22 protein-coding genes and 1 pseudogene are annotated in these 23,326 nt (G+C 67.1%); 19 read left to right on the forward strand and 4 right to left on the reverse strand.

The window, feature by feature from the left end; translation table 11 throughout:
* Positions 1-2 precede the first annotated feature (2 nt).
* The 17 genes and pseudogenes from ACTJK0_RS12090 (at position 3) to ACTJK0_RS12170 (ending at position 17,595) form a co-directional block, all read left to right on the forward strand.
* Entirely contained in the window at positions 3-1,505 is a 1,503-nt protein-coding gene (locus ACTJK0_RS12090; RefSeq protein WP_440745325.1) for a tripartite tricarboxylate transporter permease, read from the forward strand.
* 46 nt (positions 1,506-1,551) lie between these two features.
* Positions 1,552-2,559, forward strand: a complete 1,008-nt coding sequence (locus tag ACTJK0_RS12095) for a tripartite tricarboxylate transporter substrate binding protein (RefSeq protein WP_440745326.1) — start codon at positions 1,552-1,554, stop codon at positions 2,557-2,559.
* 26 nt (positions 2,560-2,585) lie between these two features.
* Positions 2,586-3,212 carry a methyltransferase gene (locus ACTJK0_RS12100; protein ID WP_440745327.1) on the forward strand — a complete coding sequence of 209 codons (627 nt, stop codon included), beginning with the start codon at positions 2,586-2,588 and terminating at the stop codon, positions 3,210-3,212.
* A 19-nt stretch (positions 3,213-3,231) separates the two neighbouring features.
* Positions 3,232-4,011 carry a DUF1932 domain-containing protein gene (locus ACTJK0_RS12105; protein ID WP_440745328.1) on the forward strand — a complete coding sequence of 260 codons (780 nt, stop codon included), beginning with the start codon at positions 3,232-3,234 and terminating at the stop codon, positions 4,009-4,011.
* Between the two features lie 80 nt (positions 4,012-4,091).
* Positions 4,092-5,385: pseudogene (locus ACTJK0_RS12110) on the forward strand (TRAP transporter large permease subunit).
* Between the two features lie 9 nt (positions 5,386-5,394).
* Positions 5,395-5,652 (forward strand): hypothetical protein, encoded by a 258-nt coding sequence (locus ACTJK0_RS12115; RefSeq protein WP_110542207.1) that lies wholly within the window; start codon positions 5,395-5,397, stop codon positions 5,650-5,652.
* Positions 5,649-6,629: a cyclase family protein gene (locus tag ACTJK0_RS12120; RefSeq protein ID WP_110542208.1), complete on the forward strand. Its 981-nt coding sequence runs from the start codon at positions 5,649-5,651 to the stop codon at positions 6,627-6,629. Before ACTJK0_RS12115 ends, ACTJK0_RS12120 begins: the two co-directional genes overlap by 4 nt.
* Before the next feature lie 195 nt (positions 6,630-6,824).
* Positions 6,825-7,514: an HD domain-containing protein gene (locus tag ACTJK0_RS12125; RefSeq protein ID WP_110542531.1), complete on the forward strand. Its 690-nt coding sequence runs from the start codon at positions 6,825-6,827 to the stop codon at positions 7,512-7,514.
* A 92-nt stretch (positions 7,515-7,606) separates the two neighbouring features.
* A complete protein-coding gene (locus tag ACTJK0_RS12130; protein WP_440745329.1) occupies positions 7,607-8,401 on the forward strand; it encodes an IclR family transcriptional regulator in 795 nt (264 codons plus the stop codon).
* A gap of 124 nt (positions 8,402-8,525) precedes the next feature.
* A complete protein-coding gene (locus ACTJK0_RS12135) occupies positions 8,526-9,803 on the forward strand; it encodes a cytochrome P450 (protein ID WP_110542210.1) in 1,278 nt (425 codons plus the stop codon).
* 5 nt (positions 9,804-9,808) lie between these two features.
* Positions 9,809-10,888 (forward strand): PEP/pyruvate-binding domain-containing protein, encoded by a 1,080-nt coding sequence (locus tag ACTJK0_RS12140; RefSeq protein ID WP_440745330.1) that lies wholly within the window; start codon positions 9,809-9,811, stop codon positions 10,886-10,888.
* A 61-nt stretch (positions 10,889-10,949) separates the two neighbouring features.
* Entirely contained in the window at positions 10,950-12,818 is a 1,869-nt protein-coding gene (locus ACTJK0_RS12145) for a PEP-utilizing enzyme (protein WP_440745331.1), read from the forward strand.
* Positions 12,811-13,599, forward strand: a complete 789-nt coding sequence (locus ACTJK0_RS12150; RefSeq protein WP_440745332.1) for an SDR family NAD(P)-dependent oxidoreductase — start codon at positions 12,811-12,813, stop codon at positions 13,597-13,599. Before ACTJK0_RS12145 ends, ACTJK0_RS12150 begins: the two co-directional genes overlap by 8 nt.
* Positions 13,600-13,648: 49 nt before the next feature.
* The gene (locus tag ACTJK0_RS12155) at positions 13,649-13,969 is read left to right on the forward strand and encodes a 2Fe-2S iron-sulfur cluster-binding protein (protein WP_440745333.1); all 321 of its coding nucleotides are present in this window, start codon (positions 13,649-13,651) and stop codon (positions 13,967-13,969) included.
* A gap of 2 nt (positions 13,970-13,971) precedes the next feature.
* The gene (locus ACTJK0_RS12160; RefSeq protein ID WP_440745334.1) at positions 13,972-15,273 is read left to right on the forward strand and encodes an NAD(P)/FAD-dependent oxidoreductase; all 1,302 of its coding nucleotides are present in this window, start codon (positions 13,972-13,974) and stop codon (positions 15,271-15,273) included.
* 40 nt (positions 15,274-15,313) lie between these two features.
* Positions 15,314-16,081 (forward strand): HD domain-containing protein, encoded by a 768-nt coding sequence (locus ACTJK0_RS12165; RefSeq protein WP_440745335.1) that lies wholly within the window; start codon positions 15,314-15,316, stop codon positions 16,079-16,081.
* The gene (locus ACTJK0_RS12170) at positions 16,078-17,595 is read left to right on the forward strand and encodes an aldehyde dehydrogenase family protein (protein WP_440745336.1); all 1,518 of its coding nucleotides are present in this window, start codon (positions 16,078-16,080) and stop codon (positions 17,593-17,595) included. The genes ACTJK0_RS12165 and ACTJK0_RS12170 overlap by 4 nt, the downstream gene beginning before the upstream one ends.
* Positions 17,596-17,720: 125 nt before the next feature.
* On the opposite strand, the gene ACTJK0_RS12175 is transcribed toward ACTJK0_RS12170, so the two are convergent.
* On the reverse strand, positions 17,721-18,293 hold the full coding sequence (locus ACTJK0_RS12175; RefSeq protein WP_440745337.1) for an MOSC domain-containing protein: 573 nt from the start codon (positions 18,291-18,293) through the stop codon (positions 17,721-17,723).
* A gap of 61 nt (positions 18,294-18,354) precedes the next feature.
* Here ACTJK0_RS12175 and ACTJK0_RS12180 point away from each other — a divergent pair, with 61 nt between their 5' ends.
* Positions 18,355-19,317: an alpha/beta hydrolase gene (locus tag ACTJK0_RS12180; protein ID WP_440745338.1), complete on the forward strand. Its 963-nt coding sequence runs from the start codon at positions 18,355-18,357 to the stop codon at positions 19,315-19,317.
* A 20-nt stretch (positions 19,318-19,337) separates the two neighbouring features.
* Here the strand turns inward: ACTJK0_RS12180 and ACTJK0_RS12185 are convergent, their stop codons facing one another.
* The 3 genes from ACTJK0_RS12185 to ACTJK0_RS12195 all read right to left on the reverse strand — a co-directional run bounded on the left by ACTJK0_RS12185 (position 19,338) and on the right by ACTJK0_RS12195 (position 22,656).
* Positions 19,338-21,722 carry an ATP-binding cassette domain-containing protein gene (locus ACTJK0_RS12185; protein ID WP_440745408.1) on the reverse strand — a complete coding sequence of 795 codons (2,385 nt, stop codon included), beginning with the start codon at positions 21,720-21,722 and terminating at the stop codon, positions 19,338-19,340.
* A 110-nt stretch (positions 21,723-21,832) separates the two neighbouring features.
* Positions 21,833-22,252, reverse strand: coding sequence for a VOC family protein (locus tag ACTJK0_RS12190; protein WP_440745339.1), 420 nt, complete (start codon positions 22,250-22,252; stop codon positions 21,833-21,835).
* Positions 22,249-22,656 (reverse strand): helix-turn-helix transcriptional regulator, encoded by a 408-nt coding sequence (locus ACTJK0_RS12195; RefSeq protein ID WP_440745409.1) that lies wholly within the window; start codon positions 22,654-22,656, stop codon positions 22,249-22,251. The genes ACTJK0_RS12190 and ACTJK0_RS12195 overlap by 4 nt, the downstream gene beginning before the upstream one ends.
* 264 nt (positions 22,657-22,920) lie before the next feature.
* Between ACTJK0_RS12195 and ACTJK0_RS12200 the strand changes: the two genes are divergently transcribed.
* The gene (locus ACTJK0_RS12200) at positions 22,921-23,310 is read left to right on the forward strand and encodes a CBU_0592 family membrane protein (protein WP_110542220.1); all 390 of its coding nucleotides are present in this window, start codon (positions 22,921-22,923) and stop codon (positions 23,308-23,310) included.
* Positions 23,311-23,326: the final 16 nt, after the last annotated feature.

Below are 23,326 nucleotides of genomic sequence, written 5' to 3' on the forward strand. Positions count from 1 at the left end.
GCATGGAAACCCTCAACGAACTGCTCGGCGGCTTTGCCACCGCCATGACCTGGCAAAACCTGCTGTTTGCCTTCCTCGGCTGCCTGCTCGGCACCATCATCGGCGTCCTGCCCGGCGTCGGACCCGTCGCGGGAGTGGCCCTGCTGATCCCGCTGACGCTCAACCTCGACCCAGCCGGGTCCATCATCATGCTGTGTGCCATCTTCTACGGCACCCAGTACGGCGGAACCATCACCAGCGTCCTGCTGAACACTCCCGGCGAAGCCTCCTCAGCCATCACCACCATCGACGGCTATGCCATGACAAAGATGGGGAGGGCCGGAGCGGCGCTGACGCTGGCCGCCGTCGGCTCTTTCATCGGCGGCACCATCGCCACCGTCGGCTTGGTCGCCGCTGCCAAGCCACTCGGCGAGATGGGCCTGCTGGTCGGGCCGCCCGAATTCTTCGCGCTCATGGTGGTTGGCATCTCACTGCTGGTCGCATTGGCTGGAAAGTCCATGGTCAAGGCCCTGATCTCCGGCGCCCTGGGCCTGCTGATCTCCATGGTGGGCATCGATCCCGTGGCTGGAGCGCCGCGCTTCACCTTTGGCATCGACAACCTGATGGACGGGGTCAGCTTCGTCGCCGTCATCGTCGGCGTCTTCGGGCTCTCCGAAATCCTCTCCTTCCGCCGGAATGAGCCCACCCCGGTGGTGCATGCCCCCGGTTTCCGGCAGCTGTTCCCATCCAGGACGGAGTGGCGCCGCAGTGCACCCGCCATGGCCCGCGGCACCGGCGTCGGCTTCGGCCTGGGCCTCATTCCCGGCATGACCGGCTCCGTGTCCTCGCTCCTTTCCTACGCCACGGAGAAGAGGTTCTCCCGGTTCCGCCATGAACTCGGCAAGGGGGCCGTCGAGGGCGTCGCCGGTCCGGAGACCGCCAACAATGCCCACGCCAACGCTGCCCTCATCCCGCTGTTCACCCTTGGCATCCCCGCCTCGCCCACCATCGCCGTGCTGATGGGCGCCTTCCTCCAGCAGGGACTCACCCCGGGACCCAGCCTGTTCACGGAACACTCGGAGATCGCCTGGGCCATCATCGCCAGTCTCTTCATCGGAAACGTCCTCCTGCTGCTGCTGAACGTCCCGCTCGTGGGACTGTGGACCTCCATCCTCCGCGTGCCCACCCCGATCCTGACCGCAGTGATCCTCGTGTTCATGGTCATCGGGGCCTACACCATCAACTTCAGCGTCTTCGACGTCTACGTCATGATCGGGTTCGGCCTGCTTGGCCTGGCACTTCGGAACCTCGACATTCCCCTGGCTCCGATGGTGCTCACCCTGGTGCTGGGGCCGCTGATGGAACGCTCCCTGCGCGAATCGCTGGAGATATCCCAGGGCGACTTCACTGTGTTCACCAGCCGGCCCATCTCGGCCGTGCTGATCGGCATTGGCCTGCTCATCATTTGCAGCCCGCTCCTCAAACTCCGTAAACCCAAGGCCCTCATGGAGGACCCCGAAGCCTGACCTCCACCTAAACCGCACACCCGCACCACTTCAAAGGAGAAGACCCATGTCCCGCAAGAAAATCTTCGCAGCCGTCGCAGCTGCCTCCCTCCTCGCCCTCACCGGCTGCGGCGCCAACGCCGGAGCCAGCAACTCCGCCGCAGCCGCCGGCGACTTCCCCAAGAAAGGCAAGTCAATCGACCTGATCGTCGCCTTCTCGTCGGGCGGCGCGGTGGACACCGCCGCCAGGCTCATCCAGCCGGTCCTCGAAAAGGAGCTCGGCACCAACGTTGAGGTCATCAACAAGCCAGGCGCCGGCGGCCAGATCGGCTACACGGCCCTGACGAGCGCCAAGCCGGACGGCTACACCATCGGCGCCACCGGATCCCCCTCGGTGGTGGTCTCACCCCTGGATCCTGCCCGCGGCGCGAAGTACACCAGGGACAGCTTCCAGCCGCTGGGCCGGCAGGTGATCGACCCCACCGTTATCGCCGTCCAGCCGGACAGCCCGTACCAGACGCTGAAGGAGTTGCTGGAAGCGGTCAAGGCCAAGCCGAAGTCACTGACCGCCAGCACCACCGGCATCCAGACCGGCGAACACTTCGCCCTGGCCCAGATCCAGGAAAGCACCGGCTCGGAGTTCGCGCCGGTCCACTTCTCCGAGGGGGCCTCGCAGGCAACCACCGCGTTCCTGGGCAAGCACGTGGACGTCCTCGTGGCAAACGTCAGCGACGTGAACGACCTCAGCAAGCAGGGCAAGGCACGGGTGCTGGGCGTCATGTCCGGGGACCGCGCCCCCTCGCTGCCGGAGATCCCCACGTTCAAGGAATCCGGCTACGACCTGACCGCGGGAACGGCGCGCGGCTACTCCGCTCCCGCGGGGCTGCCGGCTGACGTGGCCAAGAAGCTCGAAGCCGCCATCGAGAAGGCCATCGAGGACCCCGCGGTGGTGCAGAAGATGAACGACCTGGGCCTTCAGACCAGCTACCTCAACGGCACCGACTACCAGAAGTTCTGGGCAGGCCAGGAAGACGACTTCAAGAAGGTCCTTCCGCTTGTCCAGAAAAAAGACTGACCTCTCCATCCCCTAAGGAACCGACCATGACAACTCGAGCCATTGACACCAGCGCCGACTTTGCCCGCCCTGACCAGGGGATCGTGGACCGCCTCGCCAAGCTCCCCGCTGCCAATATCGGTGACGCCATGGACAGGCTCGGCGTCGCGGACTCCGCCATCCAGGCCGTGTGGCCCGGGGCGAAGATGGCCGGACCGGCGTTCACCGTGTGGACCCGTCCCGGCGACAACAAGGGCATCCATGCCGCCCTGCAGCTGGCCCATCCCGGAGATGTCATCGTGGTCGCGGGCGGCGCAGATGAATCCCGCGCCCTCCTTGGTGAACTGATCGGAGAGTGCGCCATCAACCTCGGCGTCGCGGGCTTCGCGCTGGACGGAGCAGCGCGCGACGCCGAGGCGCTGGGTGAGATCGGCATGCCGGTCTTTGCACGGGCTACTTCGCCCGCCGGCCCCTACAAGGACGGCCCCTTCAGGCTGGAAACTGCCGTCGCCTTCGGCGGCGTTCCCGTCCTGCCCGGCGATGTCATTGTCGGTGACTCCGACGGCGTGGTGGTCGTCCCCCGGGAGCAGGCCGCCGCCGTCGCAGAAGCTGCGGAAGCAGTATTCGCCGACGAGACCAGCCGCCGCCAGGCCATCGTCGCCGCACGCTCCTAGAGAAAAAGGACCAACAACCATGACAGCATGCACTGTTATTGGCCTCGGTGAAGCCGGAGCCACCTACGCCGCAGCCCTGACCGCTGCCGGCCACCAAGTCACAGGTTTCGACCCAGTGGCCCCCACAACCCCTGCGGGCGTCACCCGCGCCGCAACCGCTGCAGCTGCCTGCGAAGGCGCCGGGATCGTCCTGGTGATGACCGGGGCGGCCGCCGCGCGAAGCGTGGCGGAGGAGTGCCTGCCGGTCCTGGCCGCCGGCAGCGTCTACGCAGACTTCACCTCCTCGTCGCCCGCCGTCATGAAGGAGCTCGGACAGCTGCCCTCCAAAGCCGCTTTCGCCGACGTCGCCATCCTCGGGCCCGTGTCGGCGCTGGGGGAGAAGACGCCCCTGATGGTAAGCGGCCCCGGTGCCCAGGCCGTCGCCGGACTGCTGGACCCGCTGGGCGTCCAGGTGGAAATCGCCGACGGCGGGCCGGGGGCGGCCATGGCGCACAAGCTGCTGCGCAGCATCCTGATGAAGGGCCTGGCCTCCGTGGTGGTGGAAGCCGTCACGGCCGGCCGGGCAGCCGGCTTGGAGGAATGGATCCGCACCCAGATCGCGCGGCAGCTGGCCGGCGATGGCCAGGCGGTCATCGACAGGTTCCTTACCGGCAGCGCGAAGCACGCCGTCCGCCGGTCCAAGGAGATGCAGGACACCGCCAGCTACCTCACGGACCTGGGTGTTCCCGCTGAAATGACCACCGCCTCCGCCACGGCCCTGGCCCGCATGGCCCAGGCCACGGAGCCAGCCTTGCGCTGACCGCGCAGTCGGGCACAATCAGGAACAGGGCAACACATGATTTCCACAGCAACCGGCATCCCGCCGTCAGGAGCAGCAGCATGATCGGCATCTGGGCACTTGGAGCCTATCTGGCCGTCATCCTGCTCTGGACGACCCTGATCAAGCGCAGCGTCGGGGAAGCGATGATCCTTGGCTTCCTCGTCGTACTTCCCTTCACCGGTGCCGCCGCAGGGCAAATCGGATGGCATGGCTTTCGTCTTCATGGGCTACCTGCTGGACAAGGCCGGCGTCCTGGACCGGCTGATCGACCTGCTCAATTCGTTGATTGGCGGCCTCAAGGGTGGGCCGGCCTGGGTCTCAACTGTGGCGTCGGCAGGCCTTGGCGGAGTGGTCCACAACCAGGCCGCAATTGCCGCCACGGTCGGATCCGTCACCATCCCCTGGATGGAAAAATCCAAGCTCGACAAGCCCTCGGCCGCAACGCTTGTCGCCGGCAACGCCGGCATGGGGATTACCTTCCCGTTCAGCGCCTCCATGTTCGTGCTGGTCGGGTCGGCCACAGTGGGACCCCTGCTGAATGTCAACGAACTGGTCATGCCCCTGCTGTTCGGCGGGCTCTGGTGCTTCCTGCACAGGCTGATCGTCACGTGGCTGCTGATCGGGAAGAGTGGAATGTCCCCGTTGGATGCCGCCCACCGGATGGCCGTCCGCAAAGCCTTTGACCGAGGCTGGGCCACCCTCCTGCTGTTCGTCGTTGTGGCCATCCCGCTGGTCATAACGTCAGGTTTCCTCACCACGGCACTCTCCGAGTGGACCGGAGGTGATGTCAGCAAGTCGGTCAGCGTCATCGTGTGGATCCCCGTGGTCCTGCTCTTGACAGGCGCATTGCTGGGCCGGAGACAGCTGCCGCGCAGCGCCCGGGGCTGGGGGGAGCTGCTGCACAACTCGGCGCCCCGATTCGGAATTGTGGGCGTCACCGTGGTCTTTGCCTTCGCCGGGGCCAACGCGCTGGCGGCCACCGGCCTCCCAAAGCAAATGACGGCCCTGCTGAACGGGATGAACCTGCCGCTCTGGCTGCTCGCCATCCTGATCGGGCTGATCGTCATCGCCGTGGCGGCCCCGCTTTCCGCCACGGCCACCATGGCCGCCGTCGGAACCGTCGGCGTCGCCGCCCTCGTTGCCGCCGGGGTGCCGGCAACCACCGCCGCCGTCGCCGTCCTGGTTTTCTCGTCCTGCGAAGCCGCAGTCCCACCCGGCGGGGCACCGCTCTATGTCGCCTGCGGAATCGCGGACGTCAACCCCATCAAGACCTTTGGCCGCCTGCTCACCCACTATGCCCTGCCCCTCCTGGTCATTGGCGTCCTGATCATCCTCGGCCTCCTGCCCATCTAAGGAACCGCAATGAAGACCCTTCAAAAGACCGCCGAAATCCTTTTCGTCAGCACGCTTGGAGCGCTCCTGATTGGCGGCGTCCTCTTCGTGGCCGGGCAGGCCGTTGGACTGCTGGCCGGGCAAAATGCGTGGCTGGAGTTTTTCAATACCGCCATCAAGCCGCCGATTTGTATCGCAGCGTCCGTGTGCGCTGTGGCCGGGTTCCTGCTCAGTTACAGGCGCCCAAAAGAGCAGTTGCAGCGCCGGCAGGAGGCACAGTCCCGGTGACCGATGACATCACGGTTCCCCCGTTCGCCGACCTCCTCGACAGGGACGGTGCACTGTCTGGTACCTCCTGGGGACTCTTTCCGGAGCCGGAGCGGGGCACGCCGTCCTTCATCACTCCCGGCGCGGTCCGGGAAGCCAAAAACAGCATCAGGACCGGGACAGTGTTCGGCCTGGACTATCCGGCCGATGCCTTTGACCCCGGCATGTCGCTCAAGCGCAGCGCCCCCCGGCACTCCATCTACTCCTCCCATCCCGCCCACCGGGACGACTACCTCGACGGCTATTACCTTCAGGGCTCGAGCCAGATCGACGGGCTCCGGCACCGGCGGGCTGACGACGTCGGGTTCTACAACGGCACCGCAGATGAGCTGATCACCGAAGGCACGCCGGACCTCGGCGTCCAGGAATGGGCTGAACACCCCATCGCGGGCCGGGGCGTCCTGGTGGACCTCGACGGTTTCCGGAACGGCATGGGGGAGCCCATCGACCACGAAGCCGGGGAACCGCTGGGCCTTGACCTGATCCATTCAGCCATGGAGTCCCAGTCCCTGACCACCCGTCCCGGCGACCTCCTCATGCTCCACACAGGATGGTGCGAATGGTTCCTCGCACTGGATCCGGAGGAGAAGCAGCGGCTCCGTGAGAGCCGGAAGGCAACGGGCGTGGCGCAGTCGCAGGGGTTCGTGGCCTGGGCATGGGACAGCCAGTTTGCCGTGATCGCCGCAGACAACTTTGCCTTCGAATGCCTCCCCGCCGTCCCGGGGAGCCCCTACCGGGAGTCCGCGTTCAACGACCACGGCATGATGCACCAGCAACTCCTGGCCAAACTCGGCATGCCCCTTGGTGAGCTGTGGAAATTGGGTCCAGTCGCACGGCATATGCGGGCCACCGGCCAGTGGGACGCCTTCATCACCATCAAACCGCTGAACATCACGGGCGGCACCGGGTCACCGGCCAACGCCACCGCCATCATGTGACCTTAGGACGTAGGAGAGTCACGCCGGCAGCCTTTGAGCGCAAGGCCGACGGCGGTGTCCCGGCTTTCCTGGGCACCCCCGCCCGAGGTGGGCCGAAAGCGTGCCGTGCGTGACGCCGTCGTCCGGCACAGCACCCGGTTCCGCTGGACAGAAGCCGCCGTTGCCAGCCGTCCGGCCGCCGGGCAGGCTGGAGGGATGACGAAGCTGCAGCCCGCCGCCAACCATTCGGGCCTCGACGCCGACGCTGTTGCCTCCGGGATCGAGCCGAACCCAGCCGGGGTCATCGCGCTGGAACCGCCACTGGCCGGGATCTGGGAACTCGCCGCGCCGTACTTGACGATCCGGGACAACGACGCCCATACCCTGTACGCCTTCGGCCTGGCCCGCGCCCTGCTGGACGCCCACCCGGACGCGGACGCCGCCGTCGTGCTCCCTGCCATCCTGCTGCACGACATCGGCTGGTCACAGGTCCCGCCCGGCGACGTCCTGGCGGCCATTGCGCCGGGCGGCGGCAGGCCGGACCTGGTGCTGCTGCACGAAAAGGAGGGGGCGCGCCTGGCCGCGGACATCCTCGCGGAGTGCCGTTATGACCGCACCAGGATCCCCGCCATCCTGAACATCATCGACGGCCACGATTCCCGGCGGGAGGCCCTCTCCATTGAGGACGCAATCGTCAAGGACGCGGACAAAACCTGGCGCCTCAGCCCGCACGGCATCGACACCGTCATGGACTGGTTCGGGCTGGACCGTGGACAGGCCCTGCGGCTGTGCTCCCAGCGCGTGCACGGCCACCTGTTCACCGCGGAGGCGCAGGCCATGGCGCGGGCGCTGTCGGCACTGGAATCGGTCACCCTCTGGCCGCAGCGGCAACGCCTGCTTGGCTGACCCGGAAACCGGCGCGGAGCCGTTCCCGCGCTTAGACTCTTTCCGGACGCTGCCGGCACCCTGGGCCCAGCGCCAGGAGCGAGGAGGCCCCCATGGCCGGCGGCAGCCGCGACCCCGGACGGACCGTGACGTCCAAAGTGCTGTCCATCCTTGAAGCTTTCGAGACGTCCCGCGGCGCCCTGAGCCTGACCGACATCGCGGACAAATCCGGGCTCCCACTCAGCACCGCGCACCGCCTGGTGAACGAACTGACCGACTGGGGATTCCTGTCGCGGGAACCGAACGGCCGCTATCAGCTGGGCATCCGGCTGTGGGAGCTGGCGCAGAACACCGGCCGCCAGCTGCGCGATGCCGCCCACCCCTACATCCAGGACCTGTTCTCGCTGACCGGCGAGACGGCACACCTGGCCATCCGGGCCGGCAATGAGGTCCTGTACATCGACCGGGTCTACGGCTCCAAGCGCGTGCCCCGCGCATCCCGGGTGGGCGGCCGCCTGCCCATGCACGCCACCGCCGTTGGAAAAGTCATTCTGGCGTTCGAAGACGACTGGGTGCGCGACGCCTACCTGCACCGGGACCTGGAACGCGCCACCGCCCACACCCACATCGACCCGCAGAAATTCAGCGCCGAGCTGGCGGACATCCACGCGCAGGGCTACGCCACCACCCTCGAGGAAGTGCGGCTTGGCTCGTGCTCCATTGCGGTCCCGGTGTTCCATACAGGCCGTATTGGCGCCGCCATCGGCCTGGTGCTGCCCACCGCCCAGGCGTCCACCATGACCAGGTACCTTCCCGTCCTCAAGGGCATATCGGCCCAAATCGAAAAGGCCACAGCACGCATCCCCCTGGAGACACTGATCGGCGTCCATAAAGGACCCCGCGGCTGAGACCATTCGTTTCCGTCCAGTGGAAGCCGGCGCTGTCCCTGCCCGGTGATGTGGACCACACTGGTCACTAAGAACCCCCGCCGCCCTTAGGCGCCGGACGGAGCCAAAATCACCAGGAGTCACCATGTCATCGTCGACAGAAACGGCTGGCCGCTGTCCTTTCGGGTACGGCGCCGAAGCCCCCGCCGGACACCACGGCTACGAACCCTTCCAGATGAAGGATCCCTTCACCGCCTACGCAGAACTCCGAGCCGAGCAGCCTGTGATGTTCGATGAACGTACCGGCCTTTACGTCGTCTCCCGCTACGACGACATCAAAGCCGTCTTCGAGGATTGGGAAACGTTCTCCAGCGAGAACGCCCAGGCCCCGGTCCGGGAGCGGGGACCCGCCGCGAAAAAGATCATGGAGGACGGCGGGTTCACCGCCTACTCCGGCCTGTCCGCCCGCCGTCCGCCGGAGCACACCCGCATCCGCGCCGTGGTGCAGAAGGCCTTCACGCCCCGCCGGTACAAGGCCCTGGAACCGTTCATCCGGCAGAACGTGGTGGACCTGCTCGAAAAGATGCTTTCCCGCGAAGAACGCCGCGGGGACCTGGTCAAGGACCTGGCCTACGACGTTCCCACCATCACCATCCTGACCCTGATCGGGGCCGACGTTTCCCAGGTGGACACGTTCAAGCGCTGGTCGGACTCCCGCGCCGCCATGACCTGGGGCGACCTCAGCGACGAACAGCAGATCCCGCACGCCCACAACCTGGTGGAGTACTGGCAGGAATGCCTGCGCCTGGTCCGGATGGCCCACGAACAGGGCGGCGACAACCTCACCGCGGACCTGGTCAAGGCCCAGCAGGACGGCGCCGAGATCTCGGACCACGAGATCGCCTCGGTCCTGTACAGCCTGCTCTTCGCCGGCCACGAGACCACCACCACCCTCATCTCCAACGCCCTGCGGGAGCTCCTGGCGCGCCCGGAGCAGTGGCAGCAGCTGGTGGAGGATCCCAAGAAGATCCCCGCCGCCATCGACGAGGTCCTCCGCTTCGCCGGCTCCATCGTCGGATGGCGCCGCAAGGCCCTGAAAGACACCGAGGTGGGCGGCGTTCCCATCGAGAAGGGCTCGCAGTTGCTGCTCCTGATGGGCTCGGCCAACCGCGATGAAACCAAGTTCACCGCCGGCGAGGACTTCGACATCGCCCGGCCCAATGCCCGCGAGCACCTTTCCTTCGGATTTGGCATCCACTACTGCCTGGGCAACATGCTCGCCAAGCTCCAGGCAAAAATCGCGCTCGAGGAAGTGGCCCGGCTCGCCCCCGGGCTGCAGCTCGACGCCCCAGAGGACATCGCCTTCCGCGAAAACCTCTCCTTCCGTGTTCCCGAGACCGTTCCTGTTACCTGGAAGGCCTAAGCACCATGCACAGCAACGATTTTGTCCAGTTCTTCGACGGCGGCATCGAGCCGAAGCTTGAAAACCTCGGCGGAAAGGGCGCGTCCCTGGTCACCATGACCTCCGCCGGCATGCCCGTTCCGCCCGGCTTCGTCGTCACCACCGCGCAGTTCGATGCCTTCATGGACGAAGCCGGCATCACGGCAAAGATCCACGAACTCCTCGCCGGCCTGGACCCGGAGGATACCCGGCAGGTGGACCAGGTGTCCGCAGCCATCCGCGAGGACATCTGCTCCCGCCCCGTGCCTGAAGAACTGCGCAGCATGACCATCGCCGCCTACCAATCCCTGATGGGACGCTTCGACGCCCCCGTCCCCGTGGCAGTGCGATCCAGTGCCACCGCCGAGGACCTGCCGGACGCGTCCTTCGCCGGGCAGCAGGACACCTACCTCTGGCTGGACGGGGTCAAGGCAGTCACCGACCACATCCGCCAGTGCTGGGCTTCGCTCTACACCTCCCGCGCCATCATCTACCGGCTCAAGAACAGCATCCCCGACGAAGGCCTCTCCATGGCCGTAGTGGTGCAGAAGATGGTCAACTCGAAGGTCTCCGGCGTGGCGATCACCATGGACCCCACCAACGGCGACCGGTCCAAGATCACCATCGATTCCTCCTACGGCGTGGGCGAGATGGTGGTCTCCGGCCAGGTCACCCCGGACAACATCGTGCTGGACAAGGTGACCCTCGCCGTCGTCACCGAACACCTGGGCGACAAGCACGCCGAACTGGTCCCGGACGCCGGCGCCAAGGGCCTGGTTGAACGCGAGGTCGACGACGAACGCCGGGGCCGCCGCAGCCTCACCGACGCCGAGCTCACCGCCGTCGCCCAGATGGCCAAGCGGGCCGAGAAGCACTACAAGTGCCCGCAGGACATTGAGTGGGCCCTCGACGCGGACCTCCCCGACGGCGAAAACCTGCTCCTCCTGCAGTCCCGGCCGGAGACGGTCCACTCCTCCAAGCCCGCACCGGTGACCGCACCCCAGCCCGTCGTCACCGGCGGCTACTTCTCCGGACTGAGCACCCCCGCGCTCAAACCGACTGCCTGACCCCCATCCGAGGCTTCACCCCCACCAAGGCTCACCGCCGAGCCCTCCTGAAAGGACCGCCATGTCCATGAAGTCGTTCCCCAAGCCCTCCGAACTGCCGGTTCCCGCCGGGGCCGAAGGCTGGGAAAAGATCTACCCCTACTACCTGGTGTTCCAGGACAAGCTCAAGGAGCAGGAGGACGCCAAGTTCTGGTTCTGCGACAGCCAGCACTGGCCCACCGTGTTCAAGCCCTTCGAGACCATCGGCGCCGAATTCGCGGTCAAGTGCCTGGGCCAGTACAACGCCCGGCACCTGATGATCCCCAACGCCAACGGCATCGAGTTCCGCATCCACCTGGGATACCTCTACATGTCCCCCATTCCCGTTCCGGAGGACCAGATCGCCGCCCGCGTGCCGCTGTTCGAGCAGCGCGTCGGCCACTACTTCCAGAACTGGGAGCAGCTGCTCAAGGACTGGCACGTCAAGGTCAAGGGCACCATCGCCGAGATGGAAACCATCTCCTTCCCCAAGCTGCCGGACATGGTCCCGCTCGAGGACATCACCTCCGGCAAGGGCAAAGACGGCTCCGAGAAGCTCCTGGAAAGCTACGACCGGCTCATCCAGCTGGCCTACCAGAACTGGCAGTACCACTTCGAGTTCCTCAACCTGGGTTACATCGCCTACCTGGACTTCTTCAACTTCTGCAAGCAGGTCTTCCCCAACATCCCGGACCAGTCGATCGCCAGCATGGTCCAGGGCGTGGACATGGAACTGTTCCGCCCCGATGACGAGCTCAAGCAGCTCGCCAAGCTCGCCGTCGAGCTGGGCCTGCAGCCCCACTTTGGAAACACGGACGACGTCGAGGCTACTTTGGGTGCCATCGCCGCCGCCCCGGGCGGGGACCGCTGGCTGGCCCAGTACGAAGGTGCCAAGGACCCGTGGTTCAACTTCACCGTGGGCAACGGCTTCTACGGCCACGACAAGTACTGGAACGTGAACCAGGAAATCCCGCTGGGCTACATTGCCGACTACATCCGGCGCGTGGACGAAGGCCAGGAGATCATGCGTCCCGTCGATGCCCTCATCGCCGAACGCGACCGCATCATCGAGGAATACCGGGACCTCCTCGAAGGCGACAACCAGGCCGTCTTCGACGCCAAGCGCGGCCTCGCCGCCACCGCCTACCCCTACGTGGAGAACCACAACTTCTACATCGAGCACTGGACCATGGGCGTCTTCTGGCGCAAGATCCGCGAACTCTCCCGCATGATGCATGCCGAGGGTTTCTGGACCCAGCCGGACGACCTGCTCTACCTGGGCCGCAATGAGGTCCGCGACGCCCTCTTCGACCTGGTCACCGGCTGGGGCGTGGGCGCCAAGCCCATCGGCCCCGACTACTGGCCCGAGGAGATCGAACGCCGCCGCGGCATCGTGGACGCCCTCAAGACCGCCCGCCCCGCGCCCGCCCTGAACACCCCGCCGGCCTCCATCACCGAACCCTTCACCCGGATGCTCTGGGGCATCACCACCGAACAGGTCCAGCAGTGGCTGGGAGCCGGTGAAGAAGTGGAAGGCGGCGGACTGCGCGGCATGGCCGCCTCACCCGGCGTGGTGGAAGGCCTGGCCCGCGTGGTCACCGACGCCGACCAGCTCTCCGAGGTGCAGCAGGGCGAAATCCTGGTGGCCACCGTGACGGCACCGTCCTGGGGTCCCATCTTCGGCAAGATCAGCGCCACGGTCACGGACATCGGCGGCATGATGAGCCACGCCGCGATCGTGTGCCGCGAATACGGCCTGCCGGCCGTCACCGGCACGGGCTCCGGGTCCACCACCATCAAGACCGGCCAGCGGCTCCGCGTGGACGGCACCAAGGGCACGGTTCAGATCCTGGACGCCGAGGACGACCTCGTGGTTGCCGGACCCGGCGCCCACAGTCACAGCCATGTCTGATCAGGACATGCCCTCAGGCGAATATTCCGCTGAAGACATGAACGAAAAGACGGTCCTTATCACCGGCGCCGCGGGCGGGCTCGGCAGGGCGTTCGCGCTCGGTTTTGCCGGCCGTGGATACCGGGTAGCGGTGGCGGACATCAACCTCGAGGGTGCCGAACAGACCGCCAAGCTGGTCCGTGAAGCGGGCGCCCACGCCGCTGCCTTCGCCGCCGACGTGACCGACGTCGACTCCACGGATCAGCTCGCCGCAAGCTGCGCGGAGTTCGGAAACGGACGCATCGACGTCGTCCTCAACAACGCGGCGGTGTACGCGGGGGTGACCCGCAGCCGCTTCGAGGACATCGATCCGGCCGAATGGGACCTGGTGATGAACGTCAACCTCAAGGGACCCTGGCTGGTGACCCGTGCCGCGAGCCCCTACCTCGGGGAAGGCGGACGCGTCATCAACCTTTCCAGCGCCACGATCTTCAGCGGCTCCGAGCAATGGGCGCACTACGTCGCCTCCAAGGGCGGCGTGGTGGCACTCACCCGGGTCATGGCCAAGGAACTGGGCCGGCGGGGGATCACGGTGAACGCGATCGCCCCCGGCTTCACGCTCACGGAAGCCAGCTATGGGCTCATGGAAAACGCCGAGAACTACGGCGTGGACCGCGGGGCCATCAAACGCGCCAGCCAGCCCGAGGACATTGTGGGCGCCGCCCTGTTCCTGGCCGGGCCTGACAGCTCCTACTACACCGGCCAGACCATGGTGGTGGACGGCGGCCGGCAGTTCATCTGACCGGCCACCCCCGCCCCCATCCAACCAACTTCAAGCAAGGAGGACCACAATGCCAACGATTCACTTCACCGACGCAGAAGGCACCGTCCGCGACGTCGAAGGCAATGCAGGCGATTCGGTCATGGAAACCGCGGTGCGCAACGGCGTCCCCGGCATCGTGGCCGAGTGCGGCGGTTCGCTGTCCTGCGCCACCTGCCACGTCTTCGTCCGCGAGGACTGCGCCTCGCAGCTGCCCGCCATGGAGGACATGGAGGACGAGATGCTCTACGGCACCGCCGTGGACCGTGAGGACAACTCCCGGCTGTCCTGCCAGCTCCGCCTGACGGAGGAGCTCGAACTGTTCGTCACCACCCCCGAAACCCAGGTGTAGCCATGGGAACGCAGGCAGTGGAGCAGGAAGCCGGAACGGCCACGATCCCCACCAGGACCGGGCTCCTGATCATCGGCGCCAGCCAGTCCGGCGTGCAACTGGCCGTATCGCTCCGGGCGCTCGGCTTCGACGAACACATCACCCTGCTGGGGGACGAGGACCACCGGCCCTACCAGCGGCCGGCGCTGTCAAAGGAGTTCCTGCAGGGCACCGTGGAAAGCGAATCCCTCATCTTTCGCTCCAACGACTACTGGGCCGAGCACAACGTGGACCTGGTCAAGGGCGAATACATCGTCCGGATCGACAAGGAAGCGGACGGCTCCGGAGTGGCACATGCGTCCTCGAGCCGGGAGTTTCCGTTCAAGCGGCTGGCCCTCACCGTAGGCGCCCGCGCCCGGAAACTGGAGATCGAGGGCAGTGGCCTGGACGGTGTGCTCTACCTCCGCAACGCCGACGACGCCCTGGCCCTGAAGGCAAAAGTGGGCGACGCCACGGATGTGGTGGTGATCGGCGGCGGGTTCATCGGCCTCGAGGCCGCGTCCAGCCTGCAGAAGATGGGGAAAAATGTCACCGTGCTCGAGTTCGGGCCGCGGCTGGTGGGCAGGGCCGTCGGGGAGGAAACAGCCGAATACTTCCTGCAGGCCCACCGCTCCCGCGGCCTCGACATCCGGCTCAACACCAGTGCGGCGCGCTTCACCGCTGACGACGGCGGCACCCGGGTTGCCGCCGTCGAGCTCCAGGACGGGTCGGTACTGCCGGCACAGATCGTCCTGATCGGCATCGGCGTCATTCCCAACACCCAACTGGCGGAACAGCTGGGCCTGGCCGTGGACAACGGCGTGGTGGTGGACCGGTTCGCGCTGGCCTCCGACGGCACCACGGTGGCCGTGGGGGACGTCGCCAACATGCCCAACCCCGTTCCCGGCTCCGAGCCCGGGGAACGGATCCGGCTGGAAAGCGTCAACAACGCCATCGAGCACGCCAAGGTGGCCGCGTATTCCCTGACCGGACGGCGCGAGGAGTACGCCGGAATCCCGTGGTTCTGGTCCAACCAGGCCGACCTCAAGCTGCAGATCGCCGGCCTGTGCAACGGCTACGACCGGACCTTGGTCCGGAACGACCGGGAACGCGGAAAATTCAGCGTCCTCTACTACCGCCAAGGACGCATCATCGCCGCGGACTGCGTCAACGCGCCGCTGGACTTCATGGCCGTCAAGAACGCGCTCGCCAAGGGCCTCAACATTCCGGCCGAGGCCGCCGCTGACCCCGGCACCCAACTCAAGACCATCACCACGGACAGCTAACTGCACCCAGACAGTAGGCCGGCCAACCCGAAGGAGCATTATGAGCACCCCCAAGACGCCGTTTGCCCCGGCAGAGCCCGGCACCGTCGCCGGTGCCTCCGGTAACGGACCTGACACCGGCGACGCCCTAGCCGATGCTTTCGCCGCGGACTTCAGCGTCCGCCCCATTCCCGCCGCGGGACCCGTCGACACCACCCCCATCGCCGGCACCCCCGCGGCCCTGGATTCCCTCGATGCGCTCTGGAAGGCAGTGGTCCACGAAACCCGGACCCGAGGCAACGACATCCACCTGCCCATTTCCCTGGCTTTCGCCGAACGGCTGTGCCGCGCCTACCCTGACGCGGATGCCGAACTGGTGCGGGTGGCCACGCTGCTGCACGATACCGGCTGGGCCCACGTGGATGAGTCCCGGATCCTCTCGGAAGGCTTTACGGGGGACTGGCGCAAGGCCACCATCCGCTATGAGCACGAGAAGCAGGGCTGCGACGTGGCCCGCCTGGTCCTCCCCGGACTGGGCTACGCCCCCGGGTTCGTGGACCAGGTCTGCGCAATCATCGACGGCCACGACACCCGGCCCGTGGCCCGCTCACTGGAGGACGCGCTGATGCGTGACGCCGACAGGCTGTGGCGGTTCGACCACGCAGGCATCGCCCTGGCTTCATCCTGGTTCGGAATGGATCCCGCCACCTACACGGACCGGCTGGCCGCCGAAATCATCCCGGAACTCATCACTGAGGCTGCCCTGGAGATGGCCACCGCGGACCTCTGCCGGTCCACCGCCCTGCTGAAGACGGCGGTGATCCGATGAGCTCCGCCACGCATGACGCACCGGCCCTGGCCACACGGTCCGGCCTTGCCCTGCCGCACACCCACGTGGACACCATCTACTTCGACGGCGCCTGGCAGCGGTCCCGGGGCACCGGCCGGAACACGGTCACCGACCCCGCCACCCGCGAAATCTGGGGCTCGGTCCCGGACGGCACCCCGGAGGACGTGGACGCCGCCGTCGGCTCCGCCCACAAGGCCTTCGACGGCGAATGGCCCCGGCTGGCACCGTCCGAGCGGGCCGCCTACCTGCTCCGGATCGCCGATGAAGTGGAGAAGCGCGCCGACGAACTCTCCCTGACCAACTCGCGGGAGAACGGATCCCCGGTGGCCGAATCCTCAGGCGCCGCCGCCAACGCCGCCGGGATCCTGCGCTACTTCGCCACCCTGGCCGGATACCTGGAACAGGAGGACGTCCGTCCCTTCCCCCGCGGCGGCGGCGAATCCGTGGTGCGGCGCGATCCCCTGGGCGTCTGCGCCCTGATCGCCCCGTGGAACTTTCCCATCAACCTGGTGATGATCAAGCTGGCACCGGCGCTGCTGGCCGGCTGCACCGTGGTGATCAAACCGGCGTCGCCTACCCCGCTGTCCATCCGGGTCATTATCGATGCCATCGCTGCAGCAGGCGTCCCCGCCGGCGTCGTCAACCTGGTCACCGGCTCCGGCCGGCTGGGCGACGTCCTGGTCAAGCACCCCGGGGTGGCCAAGGTGGCATTCACCGGCTCCACGCCCGTGGGCCGGAAGATCGCCGCCGCCTGCGGTGAGCTGCTGCGCCCGGTCACGCTGGAGCTGGGCGGCAAGTCCAGCGCGATCGTGCTGCCGGACGCGGACCTGGACGCCATGTCCCGGGTGCTGGTCAAGTCCTCCATGCGCAACACCGGGCAGACCTGCTACATCTCCACCCGCATCCTGGCCCCGGCCAGCCGGTACGACGAGGTGGTGGACATGGTCACGGCCACCATCGCCGCCGGGAAGCAGGGCGACCCCCTGGATCCGGACACGGTGTTTGGCCCCTGCGCCACCGAAGCGCAGTACCGGACGGTCATGGAATACGTCGAGTCCGGGCTGGCTGAAGGTGCCCGGGCCACCACCGGAGGACGCGCTGCGTCGCTGGCCGGAGGGCTGGAGGACGGCTACTTCATTGAGCCCACGGTGTTCGCTGACGTCACCCCGGACATGCGGATAGCCCGGGAGGAGATCTTCGGGCCGGTGATCACCATCTTCAAATACAACGACGCCGGCGGCAGCGTCGAGGAGGCAGTGGCACTGGCGAACAACACCGAGTTCGGACTGGGCGGCCTGGTGTTTGGCCGGGACGAGGACGCCGCGCTCGCCGTGGCGGACCGCATGGACACGGGATCGGTGGGACTGAACTTCTTCGCCTCCAACCACTCCGCCCCGTTCGGCGGCCGGCACGACTCCGGGCTGGGCACCGAGTACGGGATCGAGGGCCTCAACGCCTACCTAAGCTACAAGTCGATCCACCGGAAAAGGTAGGCTGCGGGAGCGTCACGCCGGGCAGCCTTTGAGGGCAAGGCCGACGGCGGGTCCCCGGGTTTCCGGGGCTTCCCCGCCCAAAGTGGGCCGAAAGCGTGCCGTGCGTGACGCCGTCGTCCGCTTGGCTATGGCAGCCGGGAGGGGCGCAGCAGGCTCGGCTCGCCCGCCCGGGCAGGGTCCAGCGGCACCGGGCTGACCAGCACGGCAGGGCCGCGGTGCAGGAATCCACTGGAAACGGCCCGGCAGCGGATGCCGCCGCGGCCGCGCATGGCCGGATGGGCGCCGGGGGCGAGCATTTCGTTCATCCAGGCGCAGGGCTGGGCGTGCCGGCCGCCGTGGAACCGCACCAGGTCCCCGCCGGATTCCAGCGCAAAGTCCTGCCCCAGCAACGGCGGCAGCTGGGCTCCGCGCAGCACCACATTCCGGCGGGTCAGCAGGGGGTCGAACGGCGCCGCGCCCAACTCGGCGGCGATGGCTTCCAGGGACTCGACGGCGAACAGGGTCACCGCAGCATCCATGTGTGCTGCCTTGCCGAAGAACCGGTCGCCCACGATGCCCTTGCCGGCCACCACCTCCACCATGTCCGCGTCCGTGGTGGGGACGTCGGCGGCACCCTCCCTGGCCCGGCCGAAATAGGCGTGCGCGGGGGACACCAGCAGGTGCAGGATCTCAACGTCGTACCGGAACCTTTCGGGCATACGGCCAGCCTAGGCCAGCCCGGCATTGAAATCCTGCCGCCGGATGGAAGGATCAGGAACCATGGAGACCTCACCTGCCAGCCGGGCCAGCGCGCCGCCCAGGCGCCGCACCGCCCTCTTCTGGGCATCTGCGGTCTGCGCCGCCGCCCTGACGGGCATCGCGCTGTGGATGCTGGCGGGAAACCCCGCTGTCCTGGGCGGGCACCCGCTGCTGCCGGGCATCCTGCTCGCGGCGGCCGTTACCGGCGTCGTCTGGGGAATCCAGCTCTGGCGCCGCCGTGACACTCCCCGGCCCCGCTCCCGCGTCCGGGCCGTTGCAGCTTGGGCGGCCCGGCTGGCCGTGCTGGTGCTCACCGCCGCGCTGGCCTGGCTCAACCCCTTCGCCTACCAGCCAGGGCCGGCGGCGGAGGCCGGGCCGGCATCCGACCTCACCGTCACCGAGACTCCCACCTCCATCACCATGTCACCCGAGGGCGGCACGACGACGAAGGGGCTCGTCTTCTACCCCGGCGCCCGGGTGGACGTCCGCGCGTACCAGGACATCCTTGCCCCGGCCGTCGGGGCCGGGTACAGGGTGGTCATCCTGAAGGAACCGCTGGGGCTCAGCCTGCTGGACGGAAACCAGGCCCGCGGCGCGATGGCGGACAACCCGGACATCGCCACGTGGGCGGTCGGCGGCCACTCCCTGGGCGGGGTGTCCGCGTCGTCCTTTGCGCTCAACAACACCGACGTCAAAGGCCTGGTCCTGTACGCGTCCTACCCCATCGATTCTCTGCAGGACCGAAACGGACTGTCCGTTCTGTCCGTGTCCGGCGGCAACGATGGGCTAAGCACTCCTGCCAAGATCGAGGCCTCCCGGCAGCTGCTACCCGCAGACACCGAATTTGCGGCTGTCCGTGGCGGAGTACACGCCTTCTTCGGCGACTACGGCCCACAGCCCGGCGACGGCGAACCGGGCATCAGCCGCCAGGCCGCCCAGCAGCAGATCGCGGCCGCCACCGTGTCCTTCCTGGGGCAGCTGTAAGGGGCCTCCAGGTTTCCGGCTCAGGCGCCCACGTAGGTGGCCAGGTGCCGCCCGGTCAGCGTCTCCCGGCCGGCCACCAATTCGGCCGGCGTTCCTTCGAAAACGATTTTGCCGCCGTCGTGCCCCGCGCCTGGCCCGATGTCGATGATCCAGTCCGCGTGCGCCATCACCGCCTGGTGGTGTTCAATCACGATGACCGACTTGCCGGAGTCCACCAGCCGGTCCAGCAGGCCCAGGAGCTGTTCGACGTCGGCCAGGTGGAGCCCCACTGTCGGCTCGTCAAGGATATAGACGTCGCCGGCCTCGGCCATCTGGGTGGCCAGCTTCAGGCGCTGGCGCTCGCCGCCTGACAGCGTGGTCAGGGGCTGGCCCAGGGTGATGTAGCCCAGGCCGACGTCAGCCAGGCGTTCCAGGACCTTGTGGGCGGCAGGTGTCCTGGCCTCACCCTCCGCGAAGTAGGCCAGTGCGGCCTCCACTGACAGGTCCAGGACGTCCGCAATGTTCATGCCGCCCAGAGTATATTCGAGGACGGCAGGCTGGAACCGGCGGCCTTCGCAGTCCTCGCAGGTCGATTCGACGGTGGCCATCACACCAAGCTCGGTAAAGATCACGCCCGCGCCGTTGCAGGTGGGGCAGGCACCCTCCGAGTTGGAGCTGAAAAGGGCCGGCTTCACGCCGTTGGCCTTGGCGAATGCCTTGCGGATAGGTTCCAGCAGTCCGGTATACGTGGCGGGATTGCTGCGGCGGGAGCCCTTGATGGCCCCCTGGTCGATCACGACGACGCCGTCACGCATCGCCAGTGAGCCGTGGATCAGCGAGCTCTTGCCGGACCCGGCGACCCCTGTCACCACACAGAGCACGCCCAGCGGCACGTCCACGTCCACATCGCGCAGGTTGTTGGTCGAAGCGCCGCGCACCTCCAGAGCCCCCTTGCGGGTCCTGCTGGAACCCTTCAGCCGGGCCCGGTCGCCCAGGTGGCGGCCTGTGATGGTGCCGCTGGAACGCAGCCCGTCGACGTCGCCCTCGTAGACAATCTCGCCGCCCCCTGTCCCGGCGCCGGGTCCGAGGTCGACCACGTGGTCGGCGATGGCGATCATTTCCGGTTTGTGCTCGACCACCAGAACCGTGTTGCCTTTGTCCCGCAGTTGCAGCAGGAGGGTGTTCATCCGCTCGATGTCGTGCGGGTGCAGGCCGATGCTGGGCTCGTCGAACACGTAGGTAACGTCGGTGAGCGAGGAGCCAAGGTGCCGGATCATCTTGGTCCGCTGCGCCTCACCACCGGACAGTGTGCCGGCGGGGCGGTCCAGGGAGAGGTAGCCCAAGCCGATTTCGGTGAAGGCGTCTAGCAGGTCGCGGAGCCCCGCGAGCAGGGGGCGGACGGAGGGCTCGTTAAGTTCGCGGATCCACGTGGCGAGGTCGCTGATCTGCATGGCGCACAGGTCCGCGATGTTCCTGCCGTTGATCCGTGACGCGAGCACCTCGGGCGTGAGCCGGGTGCCTCCGCAATCCGGGCAGGTGGCGAAGGTGACGGCCCGCTCCACGAAGCGCTTTACATGCGGCTGCATGGCCTCCACGTCCTTGGAGAGCATGGATTTCTGGATCTTGGGGATGACGCCCTCGAAGGTGAGGTTAACGCCCTCCACCTTGATCTTGGTGGGTTCGGCGTACAGCATCGTGTCCAGCTGCTTCTTGGTGAAGGACGCGATCGGCTTGTCCATGGGCAGGCCCATGCCCTCGAACAGGCGCCCGTACCAGCCCTCCATGGAGTAGCCGGGGACGGTGAGCGCGCCCTCGTTCAGTGACTTCGAATCGTCGTAGAGCGCGGTCCGGTCGATGTCGCTGATGTTGCCCATCCCCTCGCAGCGCGGGCACATGCCGCCCAGGTAGGTGACTTGGCGGACCACATTCTTCTCCACCCGGCCGCCCTTCTCGGTGCTCATGATGCCGCTGGCCTTGCGGGTGGGCACGTTGAAGGAGAACGCCGTGGGCGGGCCAACATACGGCTTGCCCAGGCGGCTGAACAGGATGCGGAGCATGGCGTTGGCGTCGGTGGCGGTGCCCACGGTGGACCGCGGGTTGGCGCCCATGCGTTCCTGGTCCACGATGATCGCCGTGGTCAGTCCTTCAAGGCGGTCCACCTCGGGGCGGGCCAGGCTGGGCATGAACCCCTGCACGAACGCGCTGTAGGTCTCGTTGATGAGCCGCTGCGACTCGGCGGCGATGGTGGCGAACACCAGGGAGCTCTTGCCGGAGCCGGACACGCCGGTGAAGGCGGTCAGCCGCCGCTTGGGCAGCTCAACGCTGATGTCTTTGAGGTTGTTCTCGCGGGCGCCCTGCACGCGGATGAGGTCGTGGGTATCGGCGGTATGGAGTCCGGCCGGCGACGTTTCCGTCCCCGGGTCCATGCTGGTGTCCGTGCTCAAGGTGTCCCCCTTCTCGTGGAGCGGCACCGCCGCGGGGCTGCGCTGGCAGCCCCGCGTCGGCGTCGTCCTTGTATACGTAACTGTTTATATGCCTAGGACTGCTGGTTGATGCGGACGGTGTTGCCGGCCGGGTCGCGGAAGGCGCAGTCGCGAATTCCGTAGGGCTGGTCGATGGGTTCCTGGACGACGTCGGCCCCGCTAGCCTCCACCCTGGCAAAGGCGGCGTCCACGTCCGGGGAGGACAGGACGATGGTGGCGTAGGTGCCCTTGGCCATCATTTCGGCGATGGTGCGGCGCTCGTCGTCGGTGATCCCCGGGTCCACGGCAGGGGGGCACAGGACGATGGAAACGTCCTTTTGGCCGGCGGGGCCCACGGTAATCCACCGCATGGTGCCGCGGCCAACGTCGTTGCGGATTTCGAAGCCCAGGGCGTCGCGGTAGAACGCCAGCGAGGCGTCGGGATCGGTGGCGGGAAGGAAGGTTGAGGAAATGTTGATGTTCATGTCAGTCATGCTATTTGCGCCTCCAGGGTAGGCGCTTCTCGATTCCTGACCGGTCTGGTGACCTGTTTCGCCACGCAGGCCGGGATCCCCGCCGTCGAATGCTGCGCCTCCTGTTTATAGACGCTCGGCGGCATGCCCACCAGCTCGCTGAAGCGGGTGCTGAAGGTTCCCAGCGAGGAACAGCCGACGGCGAAGCACACGTCGGTGACGCTGAGGTCACCGATCCGCAACAGCGCCATTGCCCGTTCAATCCGGCGCGTCATGAGGTAGCTGTAGGGGGATTCCCCGTACGCGAGCTTGAAGCGGCGGCTGAAATGGCCGGCGGACATGTGGACATCCCTGGCGAGGGATTCGACGTCGAGCGGCTGGGCATATTCCCTGTCCATCCGGTCCTTGACGCGGCGCAGCTGCATGAGTTCGCGCAGGTACGGGTCGGTGGGTGGGCTGCTGGTCACAGCTCCGATCGTGCTACGCGGCGGGGGTCTTGTCCAGACGTGGGGACGACGCAGGTCCGCGGTCAAATCGACCTCCCGCCGCAGGGTATGATTATCCCGCGGAGCAGCATGAGGTCCTCGCCCGAACAAGGCTTGAGTAACCCGGCATCCGGCACAACAACCCCCGTTTTACCCTCCTAAATCCTGCCCGGATACTGCCCGGGGACCTTTTGAAAGGAAGCCATGAACCTGCTGTGGGAAGTCGCCGGATGGGCAGGCGCTATTGCGATTCTCAGTGCCTACCTGGCCGTATCCATGGGCTGGCTGAAGGCAGGCAAGGGGTTCCAGACCGCGAATCTTTTCGGTTCCGTTGCGTTCATCATCAACGGCACCCTGCATGGCGCCTGGCCGTCCGTAGTCACCAACGTGGCGTGGTTCCTCATCTCCGCGGTGGCCCTGGTGCGGATGCGGGCGGAGGAGCCGCAGGCTGAGCCGGTGGAAGCCGCCCATGTCCAGTACCCGGGAGTTCCCGACTCGACCGGCCAGATGGCCGTCGTCGAGGCTTTCACCGATGCCTTGCCTGTCGTCACGTCCGCTCACTCGGTCCCGGAAGGCCCACGCCTGGCGCTTTAGCCTAAAGAAGGTCACG

Origin of the sequence: Paenarthrobacter sp. 22069, assembly GCF_052046035.1 — a bacterium.
Lineage (GTDB): Bacteria > Actinomycetota > Actinomycetes > Actinomycetales > Micrococcaceae > Arthrobacter.